29 protein-coding genes are annotated in these 23,556 nt (G+C 74.3%); 11 read left to right on the top strand and 18 right to left on the bottom strand.

All coding sequences use genetic code 11. The features are described 5' to 3' along the window. Positions 1-32 precede the first annotated feature (32 nt). Complete coding sequence (locus ACFQ46_RS04245) at positions 33-1,373, bottom strand: APC family permease (protein ID WP_380257507.1); 1,341 nt, start codon at positions 1,371-1,373, stop codon at positions 33-35. Positions 1,374-1,465: 92 nt separating this feature from the next. Between ACFQ46_RS04245 and ACFQ46_RS04240 the strand changes: the two genes are divergently transcribed. The 3 genes from ACFQ46_RS04240 to ACFQ46_RS04230 are packed head-to-tail and all read left to right on the top strand — an operon-like array spanning position 1,466 to position 4,103. After that, on the top strand, positions 1,466-2,380 hold the full coding sequence (locus ACFQ46_RS04240; RefSeq protein ID WP_380257504.1) for a metal ABC transporter solute-binding protein, Zn/Mn family: 915 nt from the start codon (positions 1,466-1,468) through the stop codon (positions 2,378-2,380). Then, a complete protein-coding gene (locus tag ACFQ46_RS04235; RefSeq protein ID WP_380258415.1) occupies positions 2,380-3,186 on the top strand; it encodes a metal ABC transporter ATP-binding protein in 807 nt (268 codons plus the stop codon). Before ACFQ46_RS04240 ends, ACFQ46_RS04235 begins: the two co-directional genes overlap by 1 nt. Beyond that, entirely contained in the window at positions 3,183-4,103 is a 921-nt protein-coding gene (locus tag ACFQ46_RS04230; RefSeq protein WP_380257502.1) for a metal ABC transporter permease, read from the top strand. The genes ACFQ46_RS04235 and ACFQ46_RS04230 overlap by 4 nt, the downstream gene beginning before the upstream one ends. 27 nt (positions 4,104-4,130) lie before the next feature. Here ACFQ46_RS04230 and ACFQ46_RS04225 read toward each other — a convergent pair whose 3' ends face one another. Then, complete coding sequence (locus ACFQ46_RS04225; RefSeq protein ID WP_380257500.1) at positions 4,131-4,313, bottom strand: hypothetical protein; 183 nt, start codon at positions 4,311-4,313, stop codon at positions 4,131-4,133. Positions 4,314-4,475: 162 nt separating this feature from the next. Between ACFQ46_RS04225 and ACFQ46_RS04220 the strand changes: the two genes are divergently transcribed. After that, positions 4,476-5,108: an FMN-dependent NADH-azoreductase gene (locus ACFQ46_RS04220; protein WP_380257498.1), complete on the top strand. Its 633-nt coding sequence runs from the start codon at positions 4,476-4,478 to the stop codon at positions 5,106-5,108. A 16-nt stretch (positions 5,109-5,124) separates the two neighbouring features. Here ACFQ46_RS04220 and ACFQ46_RS04215 read toward each other — a convergent pair whose 3' ends face one another. Further along, entirely contained in the window at positions 5,125-6,087 is a 963-nt protein-coding gene (locus ACFQ46_RS04215; protein ID WP_380257496.1) for an ATP-binding protein, read from the bottom strand. Between the two features lie 109 nt (positions 6,088-6,196). Between ACFQ46_RS04215 and ACFQ46_RS04210 the strand changes: the two genes are divergently transcribed. Continuing rightward, positions 6,197-7,852 carry a PP2C family protein-serine/threonine phosphatase gene (locus ACFQ46_RS04210; RefSeq protein ID WP_380257494.1) on the top strand — a complete coding sequence of 552 codons (1,656 nt, stop codon included), beginning with the start codon at positions 6,197-6,199 and terminating at the stop codon, positions 7,850-7,852. A gap of 34 nt (positions 7,853-7,886) precedes the next feature. Here ACFQ46_RS04210 and ACFQ46_RS04205 read toward each other — a convergent pair whose 3' ends face one another. From ACFQ46_RS04205 to rpmG, 9 genes are all read right to left on the bottom strand, one after another. Continuing rightward, positions 7,887-8,594: an FAD-binding oxidoreductase gene (locus ACFQ46_RS04205; RefSeq protein ID WP_380257492.1), complete on the bottom strand. Its 708-nt coding sequence runs from the start codon at positions 8,592-8,594 to the stop codon at positions 7,887-7,889. Continuing rightward, positions 8,591-9,211: a molybdopterin-dependent oxidoreductase gene (locus ACFQ46_RS04200; RefSeq protein WP_380257490.1), complete on the bottom strand. Its 621-nt coding sequence runs from the start codon at positions 9,209-9,211 to the stop codon at positions 8,591-8,593. The genes ACFQ46_RS04205 and ACFQ46_RS04200 overlap by 4 nt, the downstream gene beginning before the upstream one ends. Further along, on the bottom strand, positions 9,208-9,987 hold the full coding sequence (locus ACFQ46_RS04195) for an SDR family NAD(P)-dependent oxidoreductase (RefSeq protein WP_380257488.1): 780 nt from the start codon (positions 9,985-9,987) through the stop codon (positions 9,208-9,210). Before ACFQ46_RS04195 ends, ACFQ46_RS04200 begins: the two co-directional genes overlap by 4 nt. 9 nt (positions 9,988-9,996) lie before the next feature. Then, complete coding sequence (locus ACFQ46_RS04190) at positions 9,997-10,452, bottom strand: rhodanese-like domain-containing protein (protein ID WP_380257486.1); 456 nt, start codon at positions 10,450-10,452, stop codon at positions 9,997-9,999. An 81-nt stretch (positions 10,453-10,533) separates the two neighbouring features. After that, positions 10,534-11,043, bottom strand: coding sequence for a hypothetical protein (locus tag ACFQ46_RS04185; protein ID WP_380257484.1), 510 nt, complete (start codon positions 11,041-11,043; stop codon positions 10,534-10,536). Positions 11,044-11,125: 82 nt separating this feature from the next. Further along, positions 11,126-11,314, bottom strand: a complete 189-nt coding sequence (locus ACFQ46_RS04180) for a GNAT family N-acetyltransferase (RefSeq protein WP_380257482.1) — start codon at positions 11,312-11,314, stop codon at positions 11,126-11,128. Next, positions 11,227-11,589 (bottom strand): hypothetical protein, encoded by a 363-nt coding sequence (locus ACFQ46_RS04175; protein ID WP_380257480.1) that lies wholly within the window; start codon positions 11,587-11,589, stop codon positions 11,227-11,229. The genes ACFQ46_RS04180 and ACFQ46_RS04175 overlap by 88 nt, the downstream gene beginning before the upstream one ends. Positions 11,590-11,619: 30 nt before the next feature. Continuing rightward, the gene (locus ACFQ46_RS04170) at positions 11,620-11,742 is read right to left on the bottom strand and encodes a ribosomal protein bL36 (protein ID WP_380257478.1); all 123 of its coding nucleotides are present in this window, start codon (positions 11,740-11,742) and stop codon (positions 11,620-11,622) included. Between the two features lie 51 nt (positions 11,743-11,793). Continuing rightward, entirely contained in the window at positions 11,794-11,961 is a 168-nt protein-coding gene (gene rpmG, locus ACFQ46_RS04165) for a 50S ribosomal protein L33 (protein WP_380257476.1), read from the bottom strand. A gap of 290 nt (positions 11,962-12,251) precedes the next feature. On the opposite strand from rpmG, the gene ACFQ46_RS04160 reads away from it, so the two are divergent. Then, positions 12,252-12,839: a hypothetical protein gene (locus ACFQ46_RS04160; protein ID WP_380257474.1), complete on the top strand. Its 588-nt coding sequence runs from the start codon at positions 12,252-12,254 to the stop codon at positions 12,837-12,839. A 54-nt stretch (positions 12,840-12,893) separates the two neighbouring features. After that, positions 12,894-14,852: a cytochrome c oxidase assembly protein gene (locus ACFQ46_RS04155; RefSeq protein ID WP_380257472.1), complete on the top strand. Its 1,959-nt coding sequence runs from the start codon at positions 12,894-12,896 to the stop codon at positions 14,850-14,852. A gap of 21 nt (positions 14,853-14,873) precedes the next feature. Here the strand turns inward: ACFQ46_RS04155 and ACFQ46_RS04150 are convergent, their stop codons facing one another. Then, entirely contained in the window at positions 14,874-15,704 is an 831-nt protein-coding gene (locus ACFQ46_RS04150) for a hypothetical protein (protein ID WP_380257470.1), read from the bottom strand. Between the two features lie 108 nt (positions 15,705-15,812). Here ACFQ46_RS04150 and ACFQ46_RS04145 point away from each other — a divergent pair, with 108 nt between their 5' ends. Continuing rightward, positions 15,813-16,391 carry a GNAT family N-acetyltransferase gene (locus ACFQ46_RS04145; protein ID WP_380257468.1) on the top strand — a complete coding sequence of 193 codons (579 nt, stop codon included), beginning with the start codon at positions 15,813-15,815 and terminating at the stop codon, positions 16,389-16,391. Here the strand turns inward: ACFQ46_RS04145 and ACFQ46_RS04140 are convergent. Next, positions 16,378-16,950, bottom strand: a complete 573-nt coding sequence (locus tag ACFQ46_RS04140; RefSeq protein ID WP_380257466.1) for a helix-turn-helix domain-containing protein — start codon at positions 16,948-16,950, stop codon at positions 16,378-16,380. The genes ACFQ46_RS04145 and ACFQ46_RS04140 overlap by 14 nt on opposite strands. A 76-nt stretch (positions 16,951-17,026) precedes the next feature. Here ACFQ46_RS04140 and ACFQ46_RS04135 point away from each other — a divergent pair, with 76 nt between their 5' ends. The 3 genes from ACFQ46_RS04135 to ACFQ46_RS04125 all read left to right on the top strand — a co-directional run bounded on the left by ACFQ46_RS04135 (position 17,027) and on the right by ACFQ46_RS04125 (position 19,731). Next, positions 17,027-17,995, top strand: a complete 969-nt coding sequence (locus tag ACFQ46_RS04135; RefSeq protein WP_380257464.1) for an FAD-dependent oxidoreductase — start codon at positions 17,027-17,029, stop codon at positions 17,993-17,995. A gap of 48 nt (positions 17,996-18,043) precedes the next feature. Then, positions 18,044-19,261 carry a glycoside hydrolase family 15 protein gene (locus ACFQ46_RS04130; protein WP_380257462.1) on the top strand — a complete coding sequence of 406 codons (1,218 nt, stop codon included), beginning with the start codon at positions 18,044-18,046 and terminating at the stop codon, positions 19,259-19,261. A gap of 266 nt (positions 19,262-19,527) precedes the next feature. After that, positions 19,528-19,731, top strand: a complete 204-nt coding sequence (locus ACFQ46_RS04125) for a cold-shock protein (protein ID WP_328294115.1) — start codon at positions 19,528-19,530, stop codon at positions 19,729-19,731. A gap of 84 nt (positions 19,732-19,815) precedes the next feature. On the opposite strand, the gene ACFQ46_RS04120 is transcribed toward ACFQ46_RS04125, so the two are convergent. The 4 genes from ACFQ46_RS04120 to ACFQ46_RS04105 are packed head-to-tail and all read right to left on the bottom strand — an operon-like array spanning position 19,816 to position 23,529. After that, on the bottom strand, positions 19,816-20,562 hold the full coding sequence (locus tag ACFQ46_RS04120) for an ABC transporter permease (protein ID WP_380257460.1): 747 nt from the start codon (positions 20,560-20,562) through the stop codon (positions 19,816-19,818). Continuing rightward, positions 20,559-22,151: a hypothetical protein gene (locus ACFQ46_RS04115; RefSeq protein ID WP_380257458.1), complete on the bottom strand. Its 1,593-nt coding sequence runs from the start codon at positions 22,149-22,151 to the stop codon at positions 20,559-20,561. The genes ACFQ46_RS04120 and ACFQ46_RS04115 overlap by 4 nt, the downstream gene beginning before the upstream one ends. After that, complete coding sequence (locus ACFQ46_RS04110; RefSeq protein WP_380257456.1) at positions 22,148-22,918, bottom strand: ABC transporter ATP-binding protein; 771 nt, start codon at positions 22,916-22,918, stop codon at positions 22,148-22,150. Before ACFQ46_RS04110 ends, ACFQ46_RS04115 begins: the two co-directional genes overlap by 4 nt. After that, a complete protein-coding gene (locus ACFQ46_RS04105; protein WP_380257454.1) occupies positions 22,915-23,529 on the bottom strand; it encodes a GNAT family N-acetyltransferase in 615 nt (204 codons plus the stop codon). The genes ACFQ46_RS04110 and ACFQ46_RS04105 overlap by 4 nt, the downstream gene beginning before the upstream one ends. Positions 23,530-23,556 lie beyond the last annotated feature (27 nt).

The raw sequence follows: 23,556 nt of genomic DNA, 5'->3' as shown, positions 1-23,556 counted from the left end.
ACCCCTCCACGGACGTCACACCTCGACGGACGTCACACCTCGACGGTCGTCGGCCGCGAGAAGCGCCGGGTGACCAGGTGCAGGACGACACCGACGACGAGGAGCAGCCCCGCGCGCAGCCACACCCCCGCCTCCTGCTGGGTGAGCAGCACGACGCAGGACACGATGCCCAGGACGGGCAGGACGGTCGGGGTGCGGAAGTGCCGGTGCCCCGGCTCGTCCTTGCGCAGCACCAGGACGGCGAGGTTGGTCGAGATGAACACGATCAGCAGCAGCAGGACGACCGTGGAGGCGAGGGTCTCGAGGTCGCCGCTGAGGACCAGCAGCATCGAGACGATCGTGGTGACGACGATCGCGACCCACGGCGTGCGACGCCCGGGCAGGACCCGGCCCAGCCCCGCGGGCAGCAGCCCGTCCTGGGCCATGCCGTAGGTGAGGCGGCTGGACATGATCGAGGTGAGGAGCGCCCCGTTGGCGACCGCGACGAGGGCGATGAGGGAGAACAGCCAGCCGGGGAGCCCGACGTCGGCGACGCGCACGACCTCGAGCAGCGGTCCGCTGGAGGCGGCGAGGGTGTCGGTGTCGACGGCCACGGAGACCGCGAGCGCGACCCCGACGTAGACGACGCCGGCCACGGCGAGACCGCCGAAGAGGGCGCGGGGGTAGGTGCGGCTGGGGTTCACCGCCTCCTCGGCGACGTTGGCGGAGGTCTCGAAGCCGACGTAGGAGTAGAAGGCGATGACCGAGGCGGCGAGGATCCCGGCGACGGGGGTGGACCCGCCGTCGAACTCCAGGACGTGTCCGGGGTGGCCGTCCCCGCGCCCGAGCACCAGGGCGGCGAGGGCGATGATCAGCAGCAGACCACCCACCTCGATCACGGTCATGACGAGGTTGGCGCGCAGCGACTCCTTGATGCCGCGGGCGTTGAGCAGCGCGACCAGCACCAGGAACACCAGCGCGGCGGGCGTCGCGGGCACGTCGACGAGCTCGGAGAGGTAGCTGCCGGAGAAGGCGAGGGCGAGCCCCGCGACGCTGGTGACGCCGGCGGCGAGCATCGAGAAGCCCACCAGGAACGAGACGACGGGCCGGCCGAAGGCGCGCTGGGCGAAGACCGCGGAACCGCCGGCCTTGGGGTACTTGGTGACGAGCTCGGCGTAGGAGGCCGCGGTCAGCGTGGCGAGGACCAGCGCGATCAGCAGCGGGACCCACACCGCCCCGCCGACCTTCCCGGCCAGGGTCCCCACCAGGGCGTAGATCCCGGCCCCGAGGACGTCGCCGAGGATGAAGAGGAAGAGGAGCTTGCCGCTGATGGCGCGGGCAAGACCCGTGGCGGGCGCGTCCGCGCGCACGAGGTCGGGCGATGGTCGGTTCACAGCTGTCTCCTACCCGCTGGGGGCCGGACCATGCGCGCCGAAGGATCCCCTACAGTTACTGCGAACCGTTCCCATCGTCAGGAAGCTGTCGGATGCCCTCGCGCCGCTCGTCCCTCGTCCTCGCCGCCACCCTCACCGCCTCGCTCGCCCTCGCCGCCTGCGGTGGCAGCGACAGCACCTCCGCCGCGAGCGACGACACCGGTCTGAGCGTCGTCGCCTCCACCAACGTCTACGGCTCCATCGCCGAGTCGATCCTGGGCGGCAAGGGCACCGTCACCTCGATCATCGACGACCCCAGCGCCGACCCGCACAGCTACGAGGCCAACACCCGCACCCAGCTGGAGCTGTCCAAGGCCGACGTCGTGATCGAGAACGGCGGCGGCTACGACGACTTCGTCGACACCATGCTCAAGGCCTCCGACACCAAGGCCGTCGTCCTGAACGCCGTCGACATCTCGGGCAGGACCGCCCCCGCGGGCGGGGAGCTCAACGAGCACGTCTGGTACGACGTCGAGACCGTGCGCAAGGTCGCGCAGGCCCTGGAGACCGAGCTCGCCAAGGCCGCCCCGGACGACGCGAGCACCTTCACGGCCAACCTGAAGACCTTCGAGGGCGGCCTCGACACCCTCGAGCAGAAGGTCCAGGCCGACAAGGCCGGCACGGACGGCCGGCCCGTCGCGATCACCGAACCCGTCCCCGGCTACCTGCTGGAGGCGCTCGGCGCGAAGAACGTCACGCCCGTGGAGTTCTCCGAGGCCATCGAGGAGGAGACCGACGTCCCGGTCGACGTGCTGCAGGAGACACTGTCCCTGTTCACGCAGCACCAGGTGCGGGCGCTGGTCTACAACGAGCAGACCACCGGCCCGCAGACCGAGCAGGTCCTGAAGGCTGCGAAGGACAACGGCATCGCTGTGGTGCCGGTCACCGAGACGCTCCCCGAGGGCAAGGACTACACGACGTGGATGACCGCGAACGTCGACGCGATCGCGACAGCCCTGACGCAGTGATCCCCCCTGCGCTGCGGCTCGCGGGCGCGTCCCTGCAGTACGGCTCGCGCCGGCTGTGGTCGGGGCTGGACCTGGAGATCGCGCCCGGCGAGTTCGTCGCCGTCCTCGGCGCCAACGGCGCCGGGAAGTCGAGCCTGCTGAAGGTCGTCCTCGGTCAGCAGGCGCTCGCGGCCGGGACCGTCGAGGTCGCCGGGCGCCCCGTCCGGCGCGGTGACCGCCGCATCGGCTACGTCCCGCAGCAGAAGGGACTCGACCCGAGCACCCCGCTGCGCGCCCGCGACTTCGTCCGCCTCGGCCTCGACGGCCACCGCTGGGGACCCCTGCTCCCCTCCCGCCGCGCGAACGCCCGGGTCGACCGGGTCCTCGAGGCCGTCGGCGCGACCGGCTACGCCGACTCCCCCGTCGGTCGGCTCTCCGGTGGGGAGCAGCAGCGGCTGCGGGTCGCGCAGAGCATCGTCGGCGACCCGGCCCTGCTGCTCGCCGACGAACCGCTGCTCTCCCTCGACCTGCACCACGCCGGCGCCGTCAGCGCGCTGGTCGACGAGTGCCGCACCCGCACCGGCGCGGCCGTCCTCTTCGTCACCCACGACGTGAACCCCGTCCTGCCCTACGCCGACCGGGTGCTCTACCTGGCCAACGGCCGGTTCCGGATCGGGACGCCGGAGCAGGTCATGACCTCGGCGACGCTCTCCGAGCTCTACGGCTCCCCGGTGGAGGTGCTGCGCTCCAACGGACGGCTCCTCGTCGCCGGCGGCGCCGCCCCCAGCGAGCACCCGCACTCGCACGACCACCAGGAAGCATCGTGAGCACCGCCGTCAGCAGCACCGTCAGCAGCACCGCCAGCGCCATCGCCTGGGACAAGGTCATCGACTTCTCCGACTACGGGGAGCTGCTGGCCCTGGTCCACAACTCCCTGTGGGCGGGCGCGCTGCTCGGCCTGGTCGGCGGGCTGATCGGGATGTTCATCGTCGCGCGCGACCTGCCGTTCGCCGTGCACGGCATCGCGGAACTGAGCTTCGCCGGGGGGGCCGCCGCGCTGCTGCTCGGCGCGAACGTCGTCGCCGGCTCGCTCGTGGGGTCGGTGCTCGCGGCCGTCCTGTTCGGGGTCCTGGGGGCCCGGGCGCGGGAGCACAACTCCGCCATCGGCGTCCTCATGCCCTTCGGCCTCGGGCTCGGGGTGCTGTTCCTGGCCCTCTACCAGGGACGGGCCGCGAACAAGTTCGGCCTGCTGACGGGCCAGATCGTCGCCGTCGACGACCCGCAGCTGTTCTCGCTCGCGGTCATCGCCGCGGTCGTCGTGGTGGCCCTCGCGCTGCTGTGGCGTCCACTGCTCTTCGCCAGCCTCGACCCGGACGTGGCGGCGGCGCGAGGGGTCCCGGTGCGGGCGCTGTCCCCGGTCTTCATGCTCGTCCTCGGCCTGTCCGTGGCGATGAGCGTGCAGATCGTCGGCGCCCTGCTGGTCCTGGCGCTGCTGGTGACGCCGGCCGCCGCGGCGATGCGGGTGAGCGCGTCCCCCTTCGTCGTGCCGGTCCTCTCGACCGCGTTCGCGCTCGTCGCCATGGTCGGCGGTCTGCTGCTGGCCGTCGGGTCGTCGATCCCGATCAGCCCCTACGTGACGACGGTGTCGTTCGTCATCTACCTCGTGTGCCGGCTGATCGCGCGCCTGCGCCGCCCGGCCGACCGGCCCGAGACCCCGCGTCCGGTGGTCGCCGAGATCGTCTGAGGTCGGACGCGGCGGCTTCGTCTGAGGTCAGACGCGGCGACGACCCGAGAACGCGGCGACGACCGCGACCGTAGCCGCGGTGAAGGCCAGGACCCAGGGCAGGACACCGCCTTCGAGGACCGCACCGGCCCAGCAGACGAGCGCCACCACGGCGCAGAGGACGACCGAGCCGATCGCGGGGCGTCGACCGGGGCGGGGGCGTCGGGGCACGACCCCATCCTCCGGCACGATCCGTCCCGCCCGGAACGCCCACCGGTCCCCTCCCCCCACGACGAACGTCGTACCCCGGCCCGTGATCCCGCCGGGGAACCCAGCGGGATCGCGGTCGGGGTGGGCGGGGTTTCCGGGGCGGCGCTGAGTAGCCTCGCGTCCATGCCGCACCTGTTGCACCTCGACTCCTCCGCCGACCTCGCGACGTCGCGATCGCGGGCCATCACGGCGGCGTTCGCCGACGCGTGGACGGCACGGGGCGCCGGGTACACCGTCACCCACCGTGACCTGCACCGCGACCAGCTGCCGCACTTCGCGACCAACGAGCAGCACTGGCCGGCCGCGGACCGCCTCCCCGGCGCCGACGTCCCCGCCGAGCAGGACGCGCTCACCGCGACGCTGCAGGCCGAGATCCTCGCCGCGGACGTCGTGGTGGTCGGGGCGCCGCTCTACAACTACACGGTGCCCTCGACGTTGAAGGTGTGGCTGGACCACATGCACGTCCCCGGCGCCCTGGCCGGCGAGGGCTCGCAGCCGCTCGCCGGTCGCCACGCCGTCGTCGTCAGCAGCCGCGGCGGGACCTACGACGCGGGCAGCCCGACCGAGGACTGGGACCACGGCGTCCCCGTCCTGCAGATCATCCTCGGCAACTCCCTGGGGATGAACGTGCACGTCGTCCAGACCAGCGCGACGCTGGCCGACCGGCTGCCCGACCTCGCCGGGCTCAAGGACCGCAGCGTCGCCGAGCTCGAGGCCGCGACGGCCGCGGCGCAGGAGCTGGCGCGGACGCTGTAGGCCCGGCGGCGGGGCGTCAGTCGAGGGGGCCGGGCCAGGGCCGGGGTTCCCCGCCGGTGACCTGGCGCTCGAACTCCACCAGCATCCAGTCCGCCAGTTCCCGCAGCTCCGCCGGGGCCGCCAGCACCGCGACGCCGGTGGCGGCGATGAGGCGGTCGAGCTCCTGCTCGTTGCGCCGCCAGCGCTCGAGGATCCCTGGGTGGTCGGACAGGCGGGGGTAGTCGAGGTCGGCGCTGTCCTCGCCCGCGGCCAGGGCCTGCAGGACCCGGGCCTGCGCCGGGCGCAGGTGCCCCGCGTACTGCTCGGCGAGCTGGTCGCCGACCGCGTCGGCGCGGGCGGCGGTGCCGGGGTCGGTGATGGCGTGGGTGAGGCTGAGCAGCCGCAGCTCGCGCAGCACCGCCTCGCGGTGCTCGCGCAGGCGCACCCCGCGGCCCAGCGGGTAGCGCAGCAGCCGGATGCCGCCCGGAGCACTGAGGACGGGGTCGGGGTCGGGGTCGGGCAACGACTCCCAGTCCGCCGCGAGCAGGGCGTCGATCTCGTCCTGCAGGGCGAGGTCGACCTCCAGCCCCACCTCGCCGTGGTCGACGCCGGTGAGGAGCAGCTCGCACCAGACCGTCTTCCCCCGGCCGTCGGGGTGGACCTCGCCGCCGCGCGCGGTGCTGAGCGCGGTGATGAGCGGGAGCCCGCGGCCGGTGGAGGCGGTGAGGCTGCGGGGCACCCACTGCGGGACGACCGGCGACCCGTCGCCGACCTCCAGGCGCAGGACGGAGGGGGTGAGCCGGACGCGGACGGAGACGCCCGTGCCCGCGTGCAGCAGCGCGTTGGTCACCAGTTCGCTCAGGCACACCTCGGCGTCGGCGGCGACGGCCTCGGGGACCCCGGCGGCGGACGGGCCGGTGAGGGTGCGACGGAGGTGCCGGCGGGCCCGGCCGGCGCTGCCGGCCTCCGCCGGGAGCTCGACCCGTGCGTCCTCGTCCACCGATCCCCACCTTCCCGTCCCTGCGAAAACTACCCTGTGTCAGCACACCAGATCGAGCAGTGACCACAACGGTCACCCTCCCGGGGCGATCCTGTGCTTCAGTGCTGGCATGGGGGTCGCACCGTGGTGGTCCGCACGCGAGAGCGCGGGCCGGGTCTCCCTCACGCGACGTCTCAGCGGGGCGAGCCTGCTGGCCCTCCTCGTCCTCGTCCTGGGGGGCGGCCTCGTCGTCGTCACCGCCCAGCAGCTCGGCACCGCGCAGCAGCAGCTCACCCGGGAGACACGGGCCCGGCAGGCGACCTCCGACCTGCTGCGGCAGTACGTCGACCAGGAGACCGGCCTGCGCGGCTACCTCCTCACCGGTGAGGTGGAGCTCCTCGCCCCCTACGAGCTGGCCCAGCGGCAGCTGCCCGGGGTGCGGCGCGACCTGCGGGAGGGTCTGCGGGCGGTCGGCGGTGACGTGGCGCAGCTGGAGACCCTGGAGCAGGCCCACGCCGAGTGGTACGCCTACGCCCAGGAGCAGGTCGCGGCGGTGGGGAGGGGTGAACGCGCCGGCCCCAGCAGCATTGGCACGACCATGCTCGGCAAGACCCTGTTCGACGACGTCCGCAGCGCCGAGGAGACGCTGGACGCCCAGCTGGAGGGGCTCCAGGAGGCGAGCCAGCGCGAGACCCACCGGCTGCAGACCCGCCTGGTCGTGAGCACCGCGGGCGGACTGGCCGCGCTCGCCCTGCTGCTGGGCCTGGGCTCCTTGGTCACGGTGCGCCAGGTGACGCAGCCCCTGCGGCGCCTGGCGGGGGCCACCCGCCGGGTCGCCGACGGTGACCTGTCGGCGCAGCTGCGGGCGGAGGGCGCGTCGGAGGTGCGGGAACTGGCCGGTGACGTGGCCGCCATGCGCGACCGCCTCCTCGCCGACCTGGACCGGACCCGGCAGGCCCTCGGCGCCCTCGACCAGGAGGACCGTGCGGTGCGGGCCGTGCGGCAGGCGCTGCTGCCCTCCCCCGGCCGGGTGGAGGGCGTGCGGATCACGGCCCGCCTCGACGCGGCCGAGGGCGTCCTGGCCGGCGACTGGTACGACACCGTCCAGGTCGCGACGGGGCGCCTGGGCGTCGTCGTCGGTGACGTCGCGGGCCACGGCCCCTACAGCGCCGTCTTCGCGCTGCGCCTCAAGCACTCCCTGGCCACCGCCCTGCGCACCCACGCCCACCCGGGCGCGGCGCTGACCGCGGTCTGCGCCGAACTGCGCGACGTCCCGGCGGAGCTGTTCGCCACGGTCTTCGTGTGCGTCGTCGACACCGGGACCGGCACCCTGGTCCACGCCAACGCCGGGCACCCCCCGGCATTGCTGCTCCCCGCCGGGGACGAGGCGGGCACCGGGGTGCGCTTCGAGGAACTGCCCCCCACCGGACCCCTGCTGTCCTCGATCGTCGCCGGGGAGGTGTGGGAGGAGGTGGAGCACCCGTTCGGGACGGGCGACAGCCTCCTGACCTTCACCGACGGGGTCCTGGAGAGCCGCTCGCCCGACGGCGTGGAGTTCGGTCTGGACGGCCTGCTGGCGGCGATCGGGCGGACCCCGCGCCAGGACCCGGCCCGGCTCATCGACGCGGTGGCCGCGGACGCCCTGCGCCACGCCCGGACCCCGGGCCGGCGCGACGACCACACTCTCGTCCACGTCCTGCGCGAGATCGTCGGGGGACGGGACCCCGCCGCGCTCCCGGTGCCCGTCCTGCCCGTCGCGACCGCGGGCGGGACCCCCAGGGGGTGACCCCCAGGGGGTGACCCGGCGCGTCCGCCGCCGTTCAGCGGGCGGAGCCGAACCGTTCGGTGCGGATCCGCGCCTCGTCGTGGCCGAGTTCCACGAGGAGTTCCGCGACGTGCTCGACGAACGGTGTCGGCCCGCACACCAGGCACATCGGCGACGACGCGGCGGGGACGGTGGTGGCGGCCAGGAGTTCCGCGTCGAGGCGCCCCGGTGGGCGCGTCGACCCGGGCGGGGCCTCCCGGGTCCACACGACGTCGAACGCGGCGAGTTCCGCGGCGTACATCGCGACGGCCGGTGAACGCACCGAGGCCAGCATCCGGAGTTCCGGGGCGTCGGGGACCCCGGCGTGCGTGCGCACGACCGAGACCAGCGGGACGACACCGGAACCGCCGCCGATGAGCTGCACCGGGGCGGGGTCGCCGGGACGCCAGACGAACCAGCCCCCCAGCGGCCCGGTGACCTCGAGGACGTCACCGGCGCGCACCTCGCCGGTGAGGAACGAGGAGACCTCCCCGTCGACCGCCAGCTCCACGCCGATCTCGACCTCGGCCGGCCCGGGGCGCAGCGCCGCCGACGCGATCGAGTACGACCGGACCGCCTGGTACCCGTCCGGCGCCGTGAGCCGCACGTCGAGGTGCTGACCGGCGAGGTGCCCCGGCCAGGACGGGACCTGCAGCACGAGGGTCCGCGCGCTCGCGCTCTCCGGGCGGACCGCGAGGACCCGCGCGGGACGCCAGCCGTTCACAGCGAGTACCGCTGCTCGCGCCACGGGTCGCCGTAGGCGTGGTAGCCGACGCGTTCCCAGAAACCCAGGTCCTCGGTGTCCGACAACGTGATCGAGCGGACCCACTTCGCGGACTTCCACAGGTACAGGTGCGGGACGAGGAGTCGCGCCGGGCCGCCGTGGACGGGTTCCAGGGGTTTCCCGCCGTACCCGGTGACGATCCAGGCGCGTCCCCCGAGCAGGTCGGCGACGGGGAGGTTCGTGGTGTACCCGCCGTAGCTGGTCACGAACGCGAACCGCGCGGACGTGGTGACGTTGGCGAAGAACGCGTCGAGGGAGTACCCCGTCCAGTCCGTGCCGAACTTCGACCACCGGGTGACGCAGTGCAGGTCGGTCCGGACCGTCTCGCGCGGCAGCCGGCGCAGCCCGTTCCAGTCCCAGTGGTGGGAACTGCCGGACTCCTCGGTGAGGGTGAACCGCCAGTCCTCGGGGTCGAGGCGCGGTGTCGGCCCGGCCGAGAGGACCGGGAAGTCGTCGGTCCGGTACTGGCCGGGCGGCAGGACTTCTGCGCGTTCGCGGGGGCGGCCGGTGAAACCCCGGGTGACGCGGGGGACCTCGAACCCGTCGTCGGGGTTCACGGCAGGATCGCGTCGACGTAGCCGCCGTCGACCCGGAGCGCCGCCCCCGTCGTGGCGGAGGCGAGCGGTGAGGCCAGGTAGCAGACCATGTTCGCGATCTCCTCGGGTTCGATGAGCCGCTGCAGCAGCGACTGGGGCCGGAACTCCGTCATGAACCGCCGTTGCGCCTCCTCCCACGGCAGGTCCCCGGGGACGAGTTCGCGGACGAAGTCCTCGACGCCGCCGGTGTGGGTCGGGCCGGCGAGGACGCTGTTCACGGTCACCCCCGTGCCCGCGGCGGCCTTGGCGAAACCGCGGTGCACCGCGAGGAGAGCGGTCTTCGTCATCCCGTAGTGGATCATCTCGGCCGGGACGGCGACGGCGGAGTCGCTGGAGACGTACAGGACACGACCCCAGCCGTTCGCGATCATCCCGGGCAGGTGGTGCCGGGTCAGGCGGACACCCGTGAGGACGTTGGTCTCGAAGTAGCGCCGCCACTCGTCGTCGTCGATCTGCAGCGGGTCGGCCGAGCCGAAGATGCCGAGGTTGTTGACCAGGACGTCCACCGTCGGGACGGCCTCGACGAGGGCGGCGTGGCCGGCGTCGGTGGTGATGTCACCGGCCACCCAGCGGACCTCGCCGTCGATCCCGGCCGCGGCCGCCTCGAGGCGCCCGGCGCTGCGGCCGGTGAGGACGACGGAGGCCCCGCAGCCGGCCAGCCCGGTGGCGATCGCCAGGCCGATGCCCTGGCTCGATCCGGTGACCAACGCCGACTTCCCCGTGAGATCGATGCGCACGGGGACTTCCTAGCACCCGCAGGCCGCACCCCGCCCGAGCGGCGCGGTGAGCGGGTCGGGAGCGCCGGCGGTGACGACCCCGTCGACCTCGACCCCGAAGCCCTCGCGGGTCCAGTACTCGATCCCGCCCCACATCTCCCGGACGGCGAACCCGAGCCGCGCGAACGCCAGCGCGGCCCGGGTCGCACCGTTGCAGCCGGGCCCCCAGCAGTAGGTGACGACGACCGTTCCCGTCGGGACCAGGTCCGTTGCCCGCGAGGCGATCAGGGCGGTGGGCAGGTGCAGCGCGCCGGGGACGTGCCCCTGGGCCCAGGCCTGCTCCGAGCGGCTGTCGACGACGACGAGACCCGCGGCTCCGGCCTCCAGCGCGGCGTGCACGTCGGAGGGGTCGGTGCCCAGCGCGAGGCGCCGTTCGAGTTCGACGACGGCGAGGGCGGGGTCGAGGGTCGCGGTGGTGAGGTCCATGGCTGCGACGCTAGGTCGCTCCCGACCCCGCGCACAGGGACGATCCACGGCGTCGGGGGTTCACGGCCGGGGGATCCCCGGTCAGGCGTCGCGGACGACGAAGTTCTCGCTGACGGCGTGCCACCCGGAGGGCACGTCGTACCCGTCGGCCACGAGCGCGACCTCCTCGGGTCCGGGGCCCCTGGCCTCGAGCACGATCCCCCGCGTGCCGGAGGTGAGCGAGGCGCAGCCCGCGTCGGCGGCCAGGCTGCCGTCGACCACCGCGGTGGTGATCAGGCACGCGTCCCCGGTGAGGCTCACGCCGAGGTAGTAGGTGCCGAGCGGTCCCACCCCGAGGTAGCGGGTCGTCGCCGGGTCGACGCTGTGGCGCAGCTCCTCGAAGGCCACGACGTCGCGGCTCGCCTGCGGGGCGTCGAGCACGGCGAAGGCCGCCCGCGGTTCCTCCGGGGCGGCCGGCGTCGCGCGGTCCGTGGCCGCCAGGAGCACCTGCGTGGTCAACCCGACCGCGACGACGGCGACCGACCCCAGGACGAGGAGGCGGGGGACGTGGCGACGGGTGCCCGGGCCGGTCAGGACGGCGTGGTCGATCAACGGGCGCTCCTCGGGGTCGTGCGGGTCCTGCGGGTCCTGGTGGACCTGTCGACCGGCGCGCGGCGATCCTGAAGAACGGGGGTCAGGCGAGGGTCAGGGCGTACCAGTGCTGGGCGTGCGGGTTGTCGTTGTACCGCTCGACCTCGACGAACCCGGCCGAGAGGTAGAGCGCCCGCGCCGCCGTCAGCGCACCGTGGGTGTCCAGCACCAGCCGGCTCGCCCCGCGCTCGCGGGCCCAGTCCGCGCACCAGCCCAGCAGACGGCGTCCCACTCCCAGCCCGCGGGGACGACGAAGAGGCGCTTCACCTCGACGTCCCCGCCGGCCAGTTCCCGCACGCCGACGCAGCCGAGGGGTTCGCCGTCGCGCACGGCGACGACGAACGCCCCGGACGGTGCGACGAGGTCGGTGAGGTCGCTCGCCGGTGGGCCGTCACCCAACGCGAGCCCCGTGACCGCCGCGGCCTCGGCCCAGAACCGCGCCCGCACCGCGTGCCCCACCGGTCCGCCCGGGGACTCGGCGCGGACCTGCAGCTCTCCAGCACCCATGCGGACATGGTGGGGCACGCTCACCCGACGTCAGCCCTGGCGGGCCTTCCAGTGCGGGTTCCGCTTGTTGAGGACGAACACCCGGCCGTGCCGGCGCACGACGATGGACCCGTCCTTCTCCTTCAACGACCTGAGCGACCTGACGACCTTCACGACGGACTCCTCATCGATTCGATTCCGACACCCTCGGGTCTTCCCCGGCGGTCAGCGTTCCTCGCGGAAGTCGACGTGCTCCCGCACCACGGGGTCGTACTTGCGCACGACCATCCGGTCGGGGTCGTTGCGGCGGTTCTTGCGGGTCACGTAGGTGAACCCGGTCCCCGCGGTCGACCTCAGCTTGATCACCGGACGGACGTCGGCGGACTTCGCCATCGGAGGCGCTCCCCTCGTGCTCGGACTGCACCGCCGCGGACTCGGTGCCGCAGCGGTTTCCCATGCTCTCCAGAACGTCATCGCTACCGAAAACCATTCCCGACAAGCAGCCGCGATCACGCAGGGATTCCCCGCGGGATCACGAGACGAGGGTCAGCGGGAGGCGGCGTCGACCGGGGGTCTCGACCGCCTCGACGTCGTCGTCCTCCCGCACCCGCGCGAGCACCGTCCCGCCCCTCCGCGTCCGGGTCCCACGTCCCCGACCGCTCCACTGCACCTACCCTGCCACCGTGGACTCCCCGGCTCGTGGCGCGTGGCGACCGGCCCGTGCGCTCGCGCTGACGGCGGTCACCGTCGTCCTCGCCGCGAGCGCGCACGCCGCCGCGGGCGGGATGCTGCCGTCGCTGTGGGCGTTGTCCGCCCTCACCGTCCCGACGGCCTGCGCGGCGGTCCTGCTGACCCGGCGACGCCTCTCCACCCCACTCGTCCTCGGCGTCCTGGGCGCCGGCCAGTTCCTGCTGCACCAGGGTTTCCAGGTGCTCGCCACGGACGCGCACTGTTCGACGTCGGGCACCGGGCACCACCAGAGCATCGACGCCTGTTCGACCGCGGTGCACCACGACCCGACCTCGGGGATGCTCCTCGCGCACCTCCTGGCGACGCTGGTCACCGGCCTGCTGCTGGCCCGCGGCGAACAGGTCCTGTGGGCGCTCGCGGACCGGCTGAACCCCGTCCTGCCCGTCGTGGTCCGGCTGAACCTCCCCGTGACCCCCCGGCTGCCGCGGCCCCCGGAACCGCTGCCCACGCGGCCCCGGATCGTCGACGTCGCCGTCCCCGTCCGGCGGGGACCTCCGGCCCGGGTACGCGCGGCCACCTGAGAACTCCCGGTGGTCCGCGCCTGCCCGCGCCGCGACCACCCCACCGGAGACCCCGTGCCCCGAAGACTGCTCGTCCTGTCCGTTCCCGCTGCCCTCCTCGCCGTCCTCGGCGGCCTCACCCTGACCGGCTCGCTCGCCGCGACCGACCTGCTCGACCCCGGACCGCTCGTCCGCTACGCCCTCCCCCTGGCCCGCACCGTGCACGACCTCGCGGCCGCCCTCACGGTCGGGTTGCTCGTCCTCACCGCGACCGCGCTGCCCGGCGGGAAGGACGTCACCGGCCCGGCCCGGACGGTCCGCACGACGGCCCTGCGCCACGCCGCGATCGCCGCGACGACGTGGTGCGCGGCGGCCGTCGCGACCCTGGTGCTCACCTACGCCGACGTGGCCGGGATCCCCCTGGGCAGCCCCGGGTTCGGCGCCCAGTTCTGGTTCTTCCTCACCGAGCTCGACCTCGGGCGCTCGCTGGCCGTCTCGGCGCTCGCGGTGGTCCTCCTCGCGATCGGGTGCTGGCTGGCCCGCAGCCTCACCACCGTCGGGATCCTCGCCGCCCTCTCCCTCGCGGCCCTGCTGCCGCTCGGCCTGGCGGGCCACGCGTCGGGGACCAACGACCACTCCCTGGCCGTCGACGGTCTCGTCCTGCACCTGCTCGGGGTGTGCGTCTGGGCGGGCGGGCTGGCCGCGCTGCTCCTGGTGCACCGCGGCCTCGGGGAGCACCTGCGGACCGTCGCCGGACGGTTCTCCACCCTGGCGGGCGCGTGCTTCGTCGTCGTCGCCGCCTCCGGGGTCGTGAACGCGTGGTTGCGGGTCGGCAGCTGGGACGCGATCGCGACCCGCTACGGACTCCTCGTCGTCGTGAAGTCGGTCGCCCTCGAGCTGCTGGGGATCGCGGGGTGGCGCCAGCGGGCCCGGGTCCTGCCGCGCCTGGGCGACGGGTCGCGCGCCTTCGCCCGGCTGGCGGCGACGGAGGTCGTGCTGATGGCGGTGACGTTCGGCGCGTCGGTGGCCCTGTCCCGCAGCGCACCGCCCGTCCCGCAGACCGCGACCGGTCCCGGTGCGCAGCTCGAGGCCCTGCTGGGTTTCCCCGCCCCGCCGGCGTTCTCCCCGGTCCGGTTGTTCACCGAGTGGCACCTGAGCCTGTTCTGGGCCCTCGTCGCGGCCTGCCTGGCGGGGTTCTACCTCGCGGGGGTCGCGCGGTTGCGCCGACGCGGCGACCGCTGGCCGGTGGGGTCCACGATCCCCTGGGTGCTGGGCTGCGCGCTGCTCGTGTACCTGACCAGCGGTGCGCCCGCGCTGTACGGGAAGCTCACCTTCTCCGCGCACATGGCCCAGCACATGGGACTGACGATGGTCGTCCCGCCGTTGCTCGTCCTCGGGGCGCCGGTGACGTTGACGTTGCGGGCCGCGACCCCGCGCCGTGACGGTTCCCGCGGTCTGCGGGAGTGGGCCCTCGTCCTCACCAGGTCCCCCCTGCTGCGCCTGCTGGGGAACCCGGTCGTGACCGGGGTCCTGTTCGCCGGGAGCCTCTACGCGTTCTACTACACCGGGTTGTTCCAGCAGGCCCTGCTGACCCACACCGGCCACATGGTGATGACGGCGCACTTCCTGCTGACGGGGTACCTGTTCTGCTGGGTCCTCATCGGTCGCGACCCGGGCCCGCACCGCCCGCCGTACCCGTTGCGGCTGGTGCTGCTGCTCGTCACGCTCTCGTTCCACGCGTTCTTCGGGGTGGCCCTGATGTCGGGTTCGGAGGTCCTCGCCCCGGCCTGGTGGCACGCGCTGGGGAACACCGACGACGCGGCGCTGCTGGCGGACCAGCACACCGGCGGCGGGGTCGCGTGGGGTGCGGGCGACATCCCCACGGCCGTGCTGGCGGTCGGGCTGGCCATCGCGTGGGCCCGTTCGGACGAGCGGGAGGCGCGCCGCACCGACCGCAAGGGCGACCGGGACGGCGGCGTCGAACTCGCCGCGTACAACGCCCACCTGGCCGAACTGGCCCGCCGGGAGGAGTGAGCGGAGGGGCACCTGCCGGGGTCAGGCCGGTTCCAGCGCCACCTGCGCGGTCGTGACGTCGCCGCAGGTGGTGCCGTGGGCGGCCTGGACCCGCGGGTCGTCCTGCGCCAGACCGGTGGCGACCGTGGTCTTCGCCCCGTTCTCGGCGATCGAGTGCTCTGCGCTCACGGTGACCTCGGTGCGTTCCACCGTCCACGTGCCACCGGTTCCCGACGTGGCGTTCTCCCCGAACAGGTGCAACCCGTCGGCCTGCTGCTCGCAGGTCAGCCCGGTCCCGTAGTCGGTGAACCCGAGGCTGAACGAGTACTGCCCACCCGCGACCCCGTTCACCGGGACGAGGGCGGGACCCTCGACGCGGTAGTCGAACAACTGCACCGACCGCCCGGTGTCGAGGAACACCACCGGTGCGCCCGAGGCGAGCACGGCGGCCGAGGCGGTGGCGGACTGCGGTGCGGCGCTGGTGAACTCCACCGACGTCGCGCCGTGCGAGGTCGTCACCACCCCGAGTTCACGCTTCCCGTCGACCTGGGCCAACCAGAGGGTGTCGGGGGCGCCGTCACCGTCGAGGTCGACCGTCGTCGCCGCCCCGGCACCCGCGGGGACGCCCGAGGATGCGGCCGGGGCTGCGTCCACCGGGGTCTCGGGGCTCATCGGGGTCATCGTCATGGGCGTCGGGGCCGTGGACGTCGGGGCCGTGGCGGTCGGCGACGCCGCCGCGGTGCTGCTGCTGCTGCTGGGAGTGGTGGGGGTGGTGGCCGCGCCACCCCCCGTCGAGCAGGCGGCGAGCAGGGCGAGGGCCGCCCCGCCCACCACCACGATCGCGGGGTTCCGGGCGGTCGTTGCGGAGTTCATGGTCTTCCTCTCCTGTGTCCTGTTCCGGACAACCTCTCGGACGCGCAGGAGCTTCCGGAGGTTGCGTCCCCACCTGCGCCCCCTGCGCCACGTGCGACGCTGTCCGACGTGACCCCAGACCCTCGCGAGACCCCGGAGAACCTGGAACGGGTGCGCACCGACCGGTTGACGCTGAGCCGGCCCACCGCGGACGACGTCGAGGACGTGTTCCGGTTGTACTCCGACCCGGCCGTGTGGGAGCACTTCCCCAGCCGCCGGCACACCCACCCGGGCACGACCGCGGAACTCCTCGACCACGTCGGCGAGAGCTGGGAGGTCATCGGGTTGGGCAGCTGGGTCGCCCGTGACGACGGGGGCCGTCTCGTCGGCACCGGCGGGTGCGACCTGCGGCTCGGGTTGGCCTGGAACCTCGGGTACCGACTGGCCCGCGACGTCTGGGGACGGGGTTTCGCCCAGGAGATCATCCGCGCGGCCGTTGCTGCGGCGCACCGGGTCCGACCCGACATGGCCGTCACGGCCTACCTGCTGGAGCACAACGGGAAGTCGAGGGCCGCCGCCGAGCGCGCGGGGCTGGACCTGGCGTGGACCGGACCGGACGCGGGGAACCCCGACCGCGACGCCGTCCGCCTGCTCTACGCCGACCGGCCGCTGAGCCCGATCGTGCTGCGCGAGCTCACCGCGACCTGACCTTCGGCTTCGCCCGGACGTGCATGCGCTCGCCCTGCACCCCGAACACGGTGAGGACCTCGGTCGGGCGGGTTCCGGGGTTGCTGATGCGGTGCGGCAGGCGGGTGTCGAACTCCGCCGCTTCCCCCGAGGTGATCTCGAAGTCGTCGCTGCCCAACCGCATCCGCAACCGTCCGGACATCACGTAGACCCACTCGTACCCCTCGTGCACCCCCTGGTCCTCGCTCTCCTCGCCCGCCCCGGGGTCGAGGACGACCTTGTAGGCGCGCAACCCGCCGGGCGCGGTGGACAGCGGCAGGTACGTCACCCCCTGCCGCACGACCGCCTTCCTGCTCGCCTTCCGGGCGGGCCGGACGAGTTCGTCGAGGGTGACGTCGTGGTGGGCGGCCAACGGCAGCAGGAGTTCCAGCGTGGCCTTGCGCCCCCCGGACTCCAGCCGGGACAACGTGCTGACCGAGATCCCCGTCGCCGCGCTCACCGCCGCCAGGGTCTCGTCCCGGTCGGTGCGCAACCGGCGCAACCGGGGCCCGACCCCGTCGATGAGCTCCTGGACGTCCACACCCCACGAGAACACGCGAGTTGCCGTTCCGGCAACACCGCTGGAGTTCCCCCCGGCCCGGGCCGACGCTGGGCCCATGACCCAGAGCGTGACCCGGAACTCCTACGACGTCGTCGTGGTCGGCGGTGGGGCCGCCGGTCTCAGCGCCGCCACCGCCCTCGGCCGCGCCCGCCGCCGCGTCCTCCTCGTCGACGCCGGCGAACCCCGCAACGCCCCGGCCCACGGCGTGCACAACTTCCTGACCCGGGACGGGATCGGCCCCCTGGAACTGCAACGCCTGGGCCGGGAGGAGGTCCGGCGCTACGGCGGGGAGTTCCTCGCGGCCCGCGCCACCGGGGCGAGCAGGCGGGACGGGCGCTTCCGGGTGGAGACCACCGCGGGCGGCGTCGACGCCGCCCGGCTCGTCGTCGCGTCGGGTCTGACCGACGAGCTCCCACCCGTGCCGGGGTTGCGGGAGCGGTGGGGTCGCGACGTGGTGCACTGCCCCTACTGCCACGGGTTCGAGGTCGCCGACCAGGCCCTCGGGGTCATCGCCACCAACCCCCTCTCCAGCCACGGGGCGTGGTTGTTCCGGCAGTGGAGCAGCGACGTCGTGTTCTTCCAGCACACCGCTCCCGAGCTCCCCGCGGAGCGTCGCGAGGAACTCCTGGCCCGCGGGGTGCGGATCGTCGAGGGCGAGGTCGTCGAGGTCGTCACCACCGACGACGCGATCTCCGGGGTCCGCCTCGCGGACGGGACGCTCGTGCCGCGCCGGGTCCTCGTGGTCGCCGCCCCGGTCCGGGCCGACTCCCCCGTCCTCGACGCCCTCGGCCTGGCCCGGGAACCCGTCGTGGTGGGCGACGTCGAGATCGGGGAGCACTACCCCTCCGGCCCGGGGGGCGCGACGTCGGTCCCCGGTCTGCACCTGGCGGGCAACGTCACCGACCCGATGGCCCAGGTCGTCACGGCCGCGGGGGCCGGGCTGATGGCGGGGGCCGCCGTGAACGCGGGGCTCGTCGCCGAGGAGACCGCCGCCGCGGTCGCCCGCTTCCGAACCACCTCCTGACCCGGCGCCGACGCGTTACGGTCGGGGGACCGGGTCCGGGCGGAGGGGGTGGGTGTGCGTCGACGGTGGTTGCTGGCCGCGGGCGGGACGACGCTCGTCCTCACCGCCGGCGTCGGGTCGATGGTCGTGCCGGAACGGACCGAGGCCGCCCCCCCGCCCCGGTTGCTGACCGAGGCGTCCTGGCACACCCCGGACCCGGAGGCCGACGCGGCCTGGCTGGCCGAGGGGGTCGTGCCGGGTGCCGACGGTCCCTACGCCGAGATGGTGCGACAGGGTCTGCTGGACCTGCGCGCCCTCACCGCCGGCAGCGGAGCCGTCGCGGCCGGGCCGGCCCGGAGCTGGAACTACGCGTGGCCGCGGGACTCGGCGTTCGCGGCCGTGGCCTTCGCCCGCACGGGCCACACCGACGACGCGACCCGCGTCCTGCACTTCCTCGCCGACGTGCAACTGGACGACGGCGGGTTCGAGGCCCGCTACCTGCTGGACGGGGAGGGAACCCCCGACGGTCGGCGACGCCAGGACGACGGCGCGGGATGGACGCTGTGGGCCCTGCGCGAGGCCCTCGACGCCGACCCGTCGCCCGGTTCGGCGCTGGAGCGGGCGCAGGAGTTGCGGCCCGTCCTCGACGCGGCGACGGAGTTCGTCCTGGGCCGGACCGACGACGGGGAACGGTTGCCGGACCCCTCCTCCGACTACTGGGAACGTCGCGAGACCCTGCTCACCCTCGGAACAGCCGCCCCGCTGGTGGCGGGTCTGCACGCCGCGGCGGCGGTGTACTCCCGACTCGGGGAACGAACCCGCGCCCTGTCGGTCGACCGGTGCGCGAACCGGCTGGACACCGTCGTCCGCGCGCACTTCGCCCCGGCCGGCTTCGCCCGCTACGCCGAACCCGACGAACCCTCCGGCGGGGTCGACGCGGCGGTGACGTTCCTGCTGCCGCCGTTCACGGCGCGGGCCGAACCCGCTGTGCTGGCGGCGTTCGACGCCTACCAGGTGGCGGCGCTGCGTCCGGCCGGCGGGTTGGCCCCGGGGTCGGGGTGGAAGCGGGACGGGATCTCCTGGACGCCCGAGACCGCCCTCGTCGCCCACGCCGCGGCGAGCAGCGGCCGGCCGGCCCAGGCCCGCGCCTGGCTCGACTGGTTGAACTCGCACCGGACCGGCTGGGGCGCGATCCCCGAGAAGGTCCTCGCCGACGGTTCACCGGCCGGCCCCGCCCCGCTCGGCTGGTCGGCGGCGTCCGTCGTGCTGGCCGTCGACGCGCTCTGACCCACGGCAGGGGGCCAGGACCGCGCCGGCGCGGGTCGCGGGTCGCGACCGGCCGCGATCGGGTGGCGTGGAGGTCTTGCGCAGACTCGCACCTTGCGTGTTAGCTTCCCCACGGCTGCAGGTCACCGCAGCTCCTCGATCGTTTCGTACGCCCGCGGAGTGCCTGCGGGCGTCGCCCGGACCACAGGTCCGGTGTGACGTTCCCCCTCAGCCCGAGTCCCGCGGTCGTCGCGGGGCTTGATCGACCGGAACGTGTTGGAGAACAAATGGCCCAGGGCACCGTCAAGTGGTTCAACGCTGAGAAGGGCTTCGGCTTCATCGAACAGGACGGCGGCGGCCCCGACGTCTTCGTGCACTACTCCGCCATCGGTGGCAACGGCTACCGCTCGCTGGAGGAGAACGCCCGCGTGGAGTTCGAGGTGACGCAGGGCCAGAAGGGTCCGCAGGCCGAGGACGTGCGGGTTCTCTGAGACCCTCTCGACCACCAGTTCAGGGCCCTTCCACGCACGCCGTGGGAGGGCCCTGCTCTGTTCCCGGGTGGTTCGTGGAGCGCCTCACGCACGTTCCGGCCGGAACTCCAGCCGGCGCCCCAGACCGGTCGTGACGACCACCACGGCGATCGTCTCCGCGGCGATCAGCCCCACCAGCACCAGCAACTGCACACGGGCCGCCTCCAGCGGGCCGGCCCCGCCCAGCAGCAGCCCGACGAACGCCCCGGGCAGCGTCACCAGACCGACCGTCCGCGTCTGGTCCAGCGCGGGGGCGAGCGCCCGCGCCGCGGCCGTCCGGCCCAGCGGCGCGACGGCCTGCGCCGGGGTGGCCCCGATCGCCAGCCACCCCTCGACGCTCGCCCAGTCCGCGTCGACGTCGTCGAGCATCCGGCGTCCCGCCAGCGTCGTCGCGCTCATGGCCCCGCCGATGAGCTGCGCAGTGAAGGGCAGGACCTGCAGGACGTGCCACTGCAGGGCCCCGGTGCCCACGACGACCGCCGCCGAGACCACCGCCCCCGACCCGATCGCGAGCGCCGTCACGGGCCAGACCCGGTTGAAGGCCAGCCGCCGCGCGGACGTCCAGGACGCGACGCCGAGGGCGAGCGCCAGGTAGAGCGGGGCGAGGAACGGGGTCCGCAGGACCAGTCCGAGGACGAGTCCGACGAGGACGATCTGCACGACGGCGCGGGCCACGACCACGACGACGTCGCGCCCCTGCCGGAGGCCGCCGAGGTGCCCGACCCCGACGGCGATCCCGGCCAGCAGGACGAGCGCGGCCGCGACCGGGAGGACCTCACCCCAGGCGATCACGAGCCGCTGACGCGGGCCAGGACCTCCGGGGCCCGGCGGTCCAGCACGGCCCCGCCCTGGGTGATGCCCAGCCACGTCCACAGCCCGCAGAGGACGATCCCGACGGGCAGCGCGATCCAGCCGGCCCAGGCCGGGCCGACGAGGGCGAGGACGGCCGGGACCAGCGCGGGCAGCGCGAGGGCGGTGGTGAGACCGGACGTCGCGAGCTGGGCGAGCACGGCGGCGGCCCCGGCGCCGCGGGGTTGCTGGAAGGGGTTCGCCCCGGGCGGCGGCGCGGGGTAGGGGGCGAGGGCGCTCGCGACGCTGGAGACGCCGAGACCGGCTCCGAGCAGCCCGAGGGTCGCGCCGAGGACGGCGGGCACGAGGTCGGCGTGGTCGCTGAGCACCGCACCGGCCACGGCGACGACGAGGGCCACCGGGACCTGCCACAGCGCCGCGGCGAGGACGCGACCGGCCCGGTCGTCGCGGCCGCGGACCCCGGCGGCGACGTGCAGGGCGAAGGCGGAGTGGTCGTAGGCGACGTCGTTGTGCAGCGACCAGCCCATCACGAAGGCGAGCGCGGGACCGGCGGCGAGCAGCCAGGCGCCGAAGCCGCGGCCCTGGGAGGCGGGCAGCACGACGACGAGGAGCGGGATCACCAGCAGCGACGCGGCGCTGAGCAGGTAGCGGGGGTCGCGGCGCCAGTAGCGGCTGCAGCGCACGGCGACGGCGACGGCGGGACTGGCGGGCAGCCGGTCCAGGACGGGGTGGGTGCGGGTGTCGACGCGTGCGCCCCCGGTGTCGCCCCGACCGGTCGGCCCGGTGCCGGCGGGTCCGAGGGCGGCGGTCCAGGCCCAGAGCAGCCCGGCGAGGACGAGGAGGGCCAGCAGGAACCGCAGCAGCGCGGTGCCCCAGCGGCCGTCGGCGGCGTCGGCCGCGGCGGCGAAGGCGAAACCGGGTGGGGTCCACCCGGCGACCCCCGCGATGTCGCGTCCCAGCTGCACGACGTCGCCGGCGCGTTGCAGGGCGACGTTGAACCCCGGTCCGATGCCGACGGCGAGGACCCCGCCGAGCACCGCGAGCGCGTCGCGGGTGCGGCGCCCGCGCAGGACGGCGGCGGCGACGGTCGTCGTGGTGCGCGAGGCCGCGACGGCGGTGAGGACGCCCACGGCGAGGGCCACCAGGCAGAACGGGACCGCGGGGACGGACCGGGAGAAGGACACGACGACGGCCACCGCGAGCAGGGCCGTCGCCACCCCGGGGATCCCGACGAGCCCGCCGAGGAGCAACCCGGGGACGAGGGCACGGCGCGGGACCCCGAAGGTCGCGAACCGGCCGGGGTCGAGGGTCTCGTCGACGCCGAACGCGACCAGCGGCAGGAACGCCCACCCGAGGACGGCCAGGGTTCCGCCACCCACGACGACGGGCCCCGCGAGGTCCATCGGGCCGAACCGCAGCGCGACCAGTCCCCCGCCCAGCGTCAGGACGAGCACGAGCGCCCAGACCGCCCCGAGGACGAACGCCACGAGTTGCCAGCTGCTGCGGCGGAACCCGTTGCGCAGCAGCAGGAGCTTGAGACCGACGAGGGTCCGCAGCGGCGGCGCGGTCACCGCAGCCAGTCCAGGGTCCCGGACACGTCGCGCCCGCCGCCGACGAGGTCGACGAAACGTTCCTCGAGGGTGCCTCCGCCGCGGACGGTGGACAGTTCCCCCGCGGCCAGGACCTGGCCCGCGGCGATGACGGCGACGTGGTCGCACAGCCGTTCGACGAGGTCCATGACGTGGCTGGAGAGCACGACGGTCCCGCCGCCCCCGACGTAGGCGGAGAGGATCGAGCGGATCGTCGACCCGCTCACCGGGTCGACCGCCTCGAAGGGTTCGTCGAGGACGAGCAGGCGGGGGGCGTGGACGAGCGCGCAGGCCAGGGCGACCTTCTTCGTCATCCCGGCGGAGTAGTCGACGACGAGGGTGTTCCCCGCCTCGGACAACCCCAGCGCGTCGAGGAGTTCACGCGCCCGCGACTCGACGACGTCGCGCGGCATGGCCCGCAGCAACCCGGCGTAGCGGACGAGTTCCAGGCCGGTGAGGCGGTCGAACAACCGGACGCCGTCGGGCAGGACGCCGAGGAGGCGCTTGCCGCCGACGGGGTCGGCCCAGAGGTCCTGGCCGAGGACGAACGCCCGCCCGGCGTCGGGTCGCAGCAACCCGGTCGCCATCGACAGCGTCGTCGTCTTGCCGGCACCGTTGGGGCCGACGACCCCGTAGAAGGAACCCGCGGGCACGTCGAGGTCGATCCCGGCGACGGCCACCTTGGCGCCGAACCGCTTCGTGAGCCCGCGCAGGGAGAGCGCCGGCGCCCCGTGCTCCAGTGGGGTCATCGCTGCAACCGGTACCGCAGGTCGGTGCGGGCGGCCGGCCACTCCTGGTCGAGGATCGAGAACACCACGGTGTCGCGGTAGGAACCGTCGTGCCAGATGTCGTTGTTGCGCAGCACACCGTCCTGCTTCGCGCCGAGGCGGGCGATCGCGGCGCGGGACTGGTGGTTGTGCCAGTGCGTGCGGAACTCGACGGCGATGCAGCGCAGTTCCTCGAAGGCCCGGGTGAGCAGCAGCAACTTGGTCTCGGTGTTGATGCCGGTGCGTTGCGCGCTCTTCGCGTAGAACGTGGACCCGATCTCGAGCTTGCGCGCCGCGGGCCGCACGGCCATGAACGTCGTGGCCCCGCACACCTCGCCGGTGTCGAGACGGCGGACGGCCCACGGCGCCATCTCGCCCCGGGCCTGCAACCCGAGCCGCCGGTCGATCTCGGCCTCGACGGCGTCGGGCGCGGGGATGTGGGTGTACCAGGTCCGGTGCAGGTCGCCCTCGGCGACGACGGCGCGCAGCCCGTCCGCGTGCTCGTGGCTCAGCGGTTCGAGCACCACCCGTGACCCGGTCAGCGTCACGGGGGTGGAGAACTCGGCGGACGGGGTCGTGGGGGACTCGCTCACCCCCCGACCCTAGCCACCCGCCCGGCC

Origin of the sequence: Kineococcus sp. GCM10028916, from assembly GCF_042674865.1 — a bacterium.
Lineage (GTDB): Bacteria > Actinomycetota > Actinomycetes > Actinomycetales > Kineococcaceae > Kineococcus.
Note: the sequence above shows the minus strand (reverse complement) of the source record. Positions and strands in the feature narration are given on the sequence as shown.

What these genes read in the sequence shown, in the direction of transcription:
- ACFQ46_RS04240 (WP_380257504.1), top strand. Translation starts at nt 1,466, where the DNA reads ATGCCCTCGCGCCGCTCGTCCCTCGTCCTCGCCGCCACCCTCACCGCC.
- ACFQ46_RS04220 (WP_380257498.1), top strand. Translation starts at nt 4,476, where the DNA reads ATGCCGCACCTGTTGCACCTCGACTCCTCCGCCGACCTCGCGACGTCG.
- ACFQ46_RS04210 (WP_380257494.1), top strand. Translation starts at nt 6,197, where the DNA reads ATGGGGGTCGCACCGTGGTGGTCCGCACGCGAGAGCGCGGGCCGGGTC.
- ACFQ46_RS04190 (WP_380257486.1), bottom strand. Translation starts at nt 10,452, where the DNA reads ATGGACCTCACCACCGCGACCCTCGACCCCGCCCTCGCCGTCGTCGAA.
- ACFQ46_RS04175 (WP_380257480.1), bottom strand. Translation starts at nt 11,589, where the DNA reads ATGGGTGCTGGAGAGCTGCAGGTCCGCGCCGAGTCCCCGGGCGGACCG.
- rpmG (WP_380257476.1), bottom strand. Translation starts at nt 11,961, where the DNA reads ATGGCGAAGTCCGCCGACGTCCGTCCGGTGATCAAGCTGAGGTCGACC.
- ACFQ46_RS04150 (WP_380257470.1), bottom strand. Translation starts at nt 15,704, where the DNA reads ATGAACTCCGCAACGACCGCCCGGAACCCCGCGATCGTGGTGGTGGGC.
- ACFQ46_RS04135 (WP_380257464.1), top strand. Translation starts at nt 17,027, where the DNA reads ATGACCCAGAGCGTGACCCGGAACTCCTACGACGTCGTCGTGGTCGGC.
- ACFQ46_RS04125 (WP_328294115.1), top strand. Translation starts at nt 19,528, where the DNA reads ATGGCCCAGGGCACCGTCAAGTGGTTCAACGCTGAGAAGGGCTTCGGC.
- ACFQ46_RS04110 (WP_380257456.1), bottom strand. Translation starts at nt 22,918, where the DNA reads ATGACCCCACTGGAGCACGGGGCGCCGGCGCTCTCCCTGCGCGGGCTC.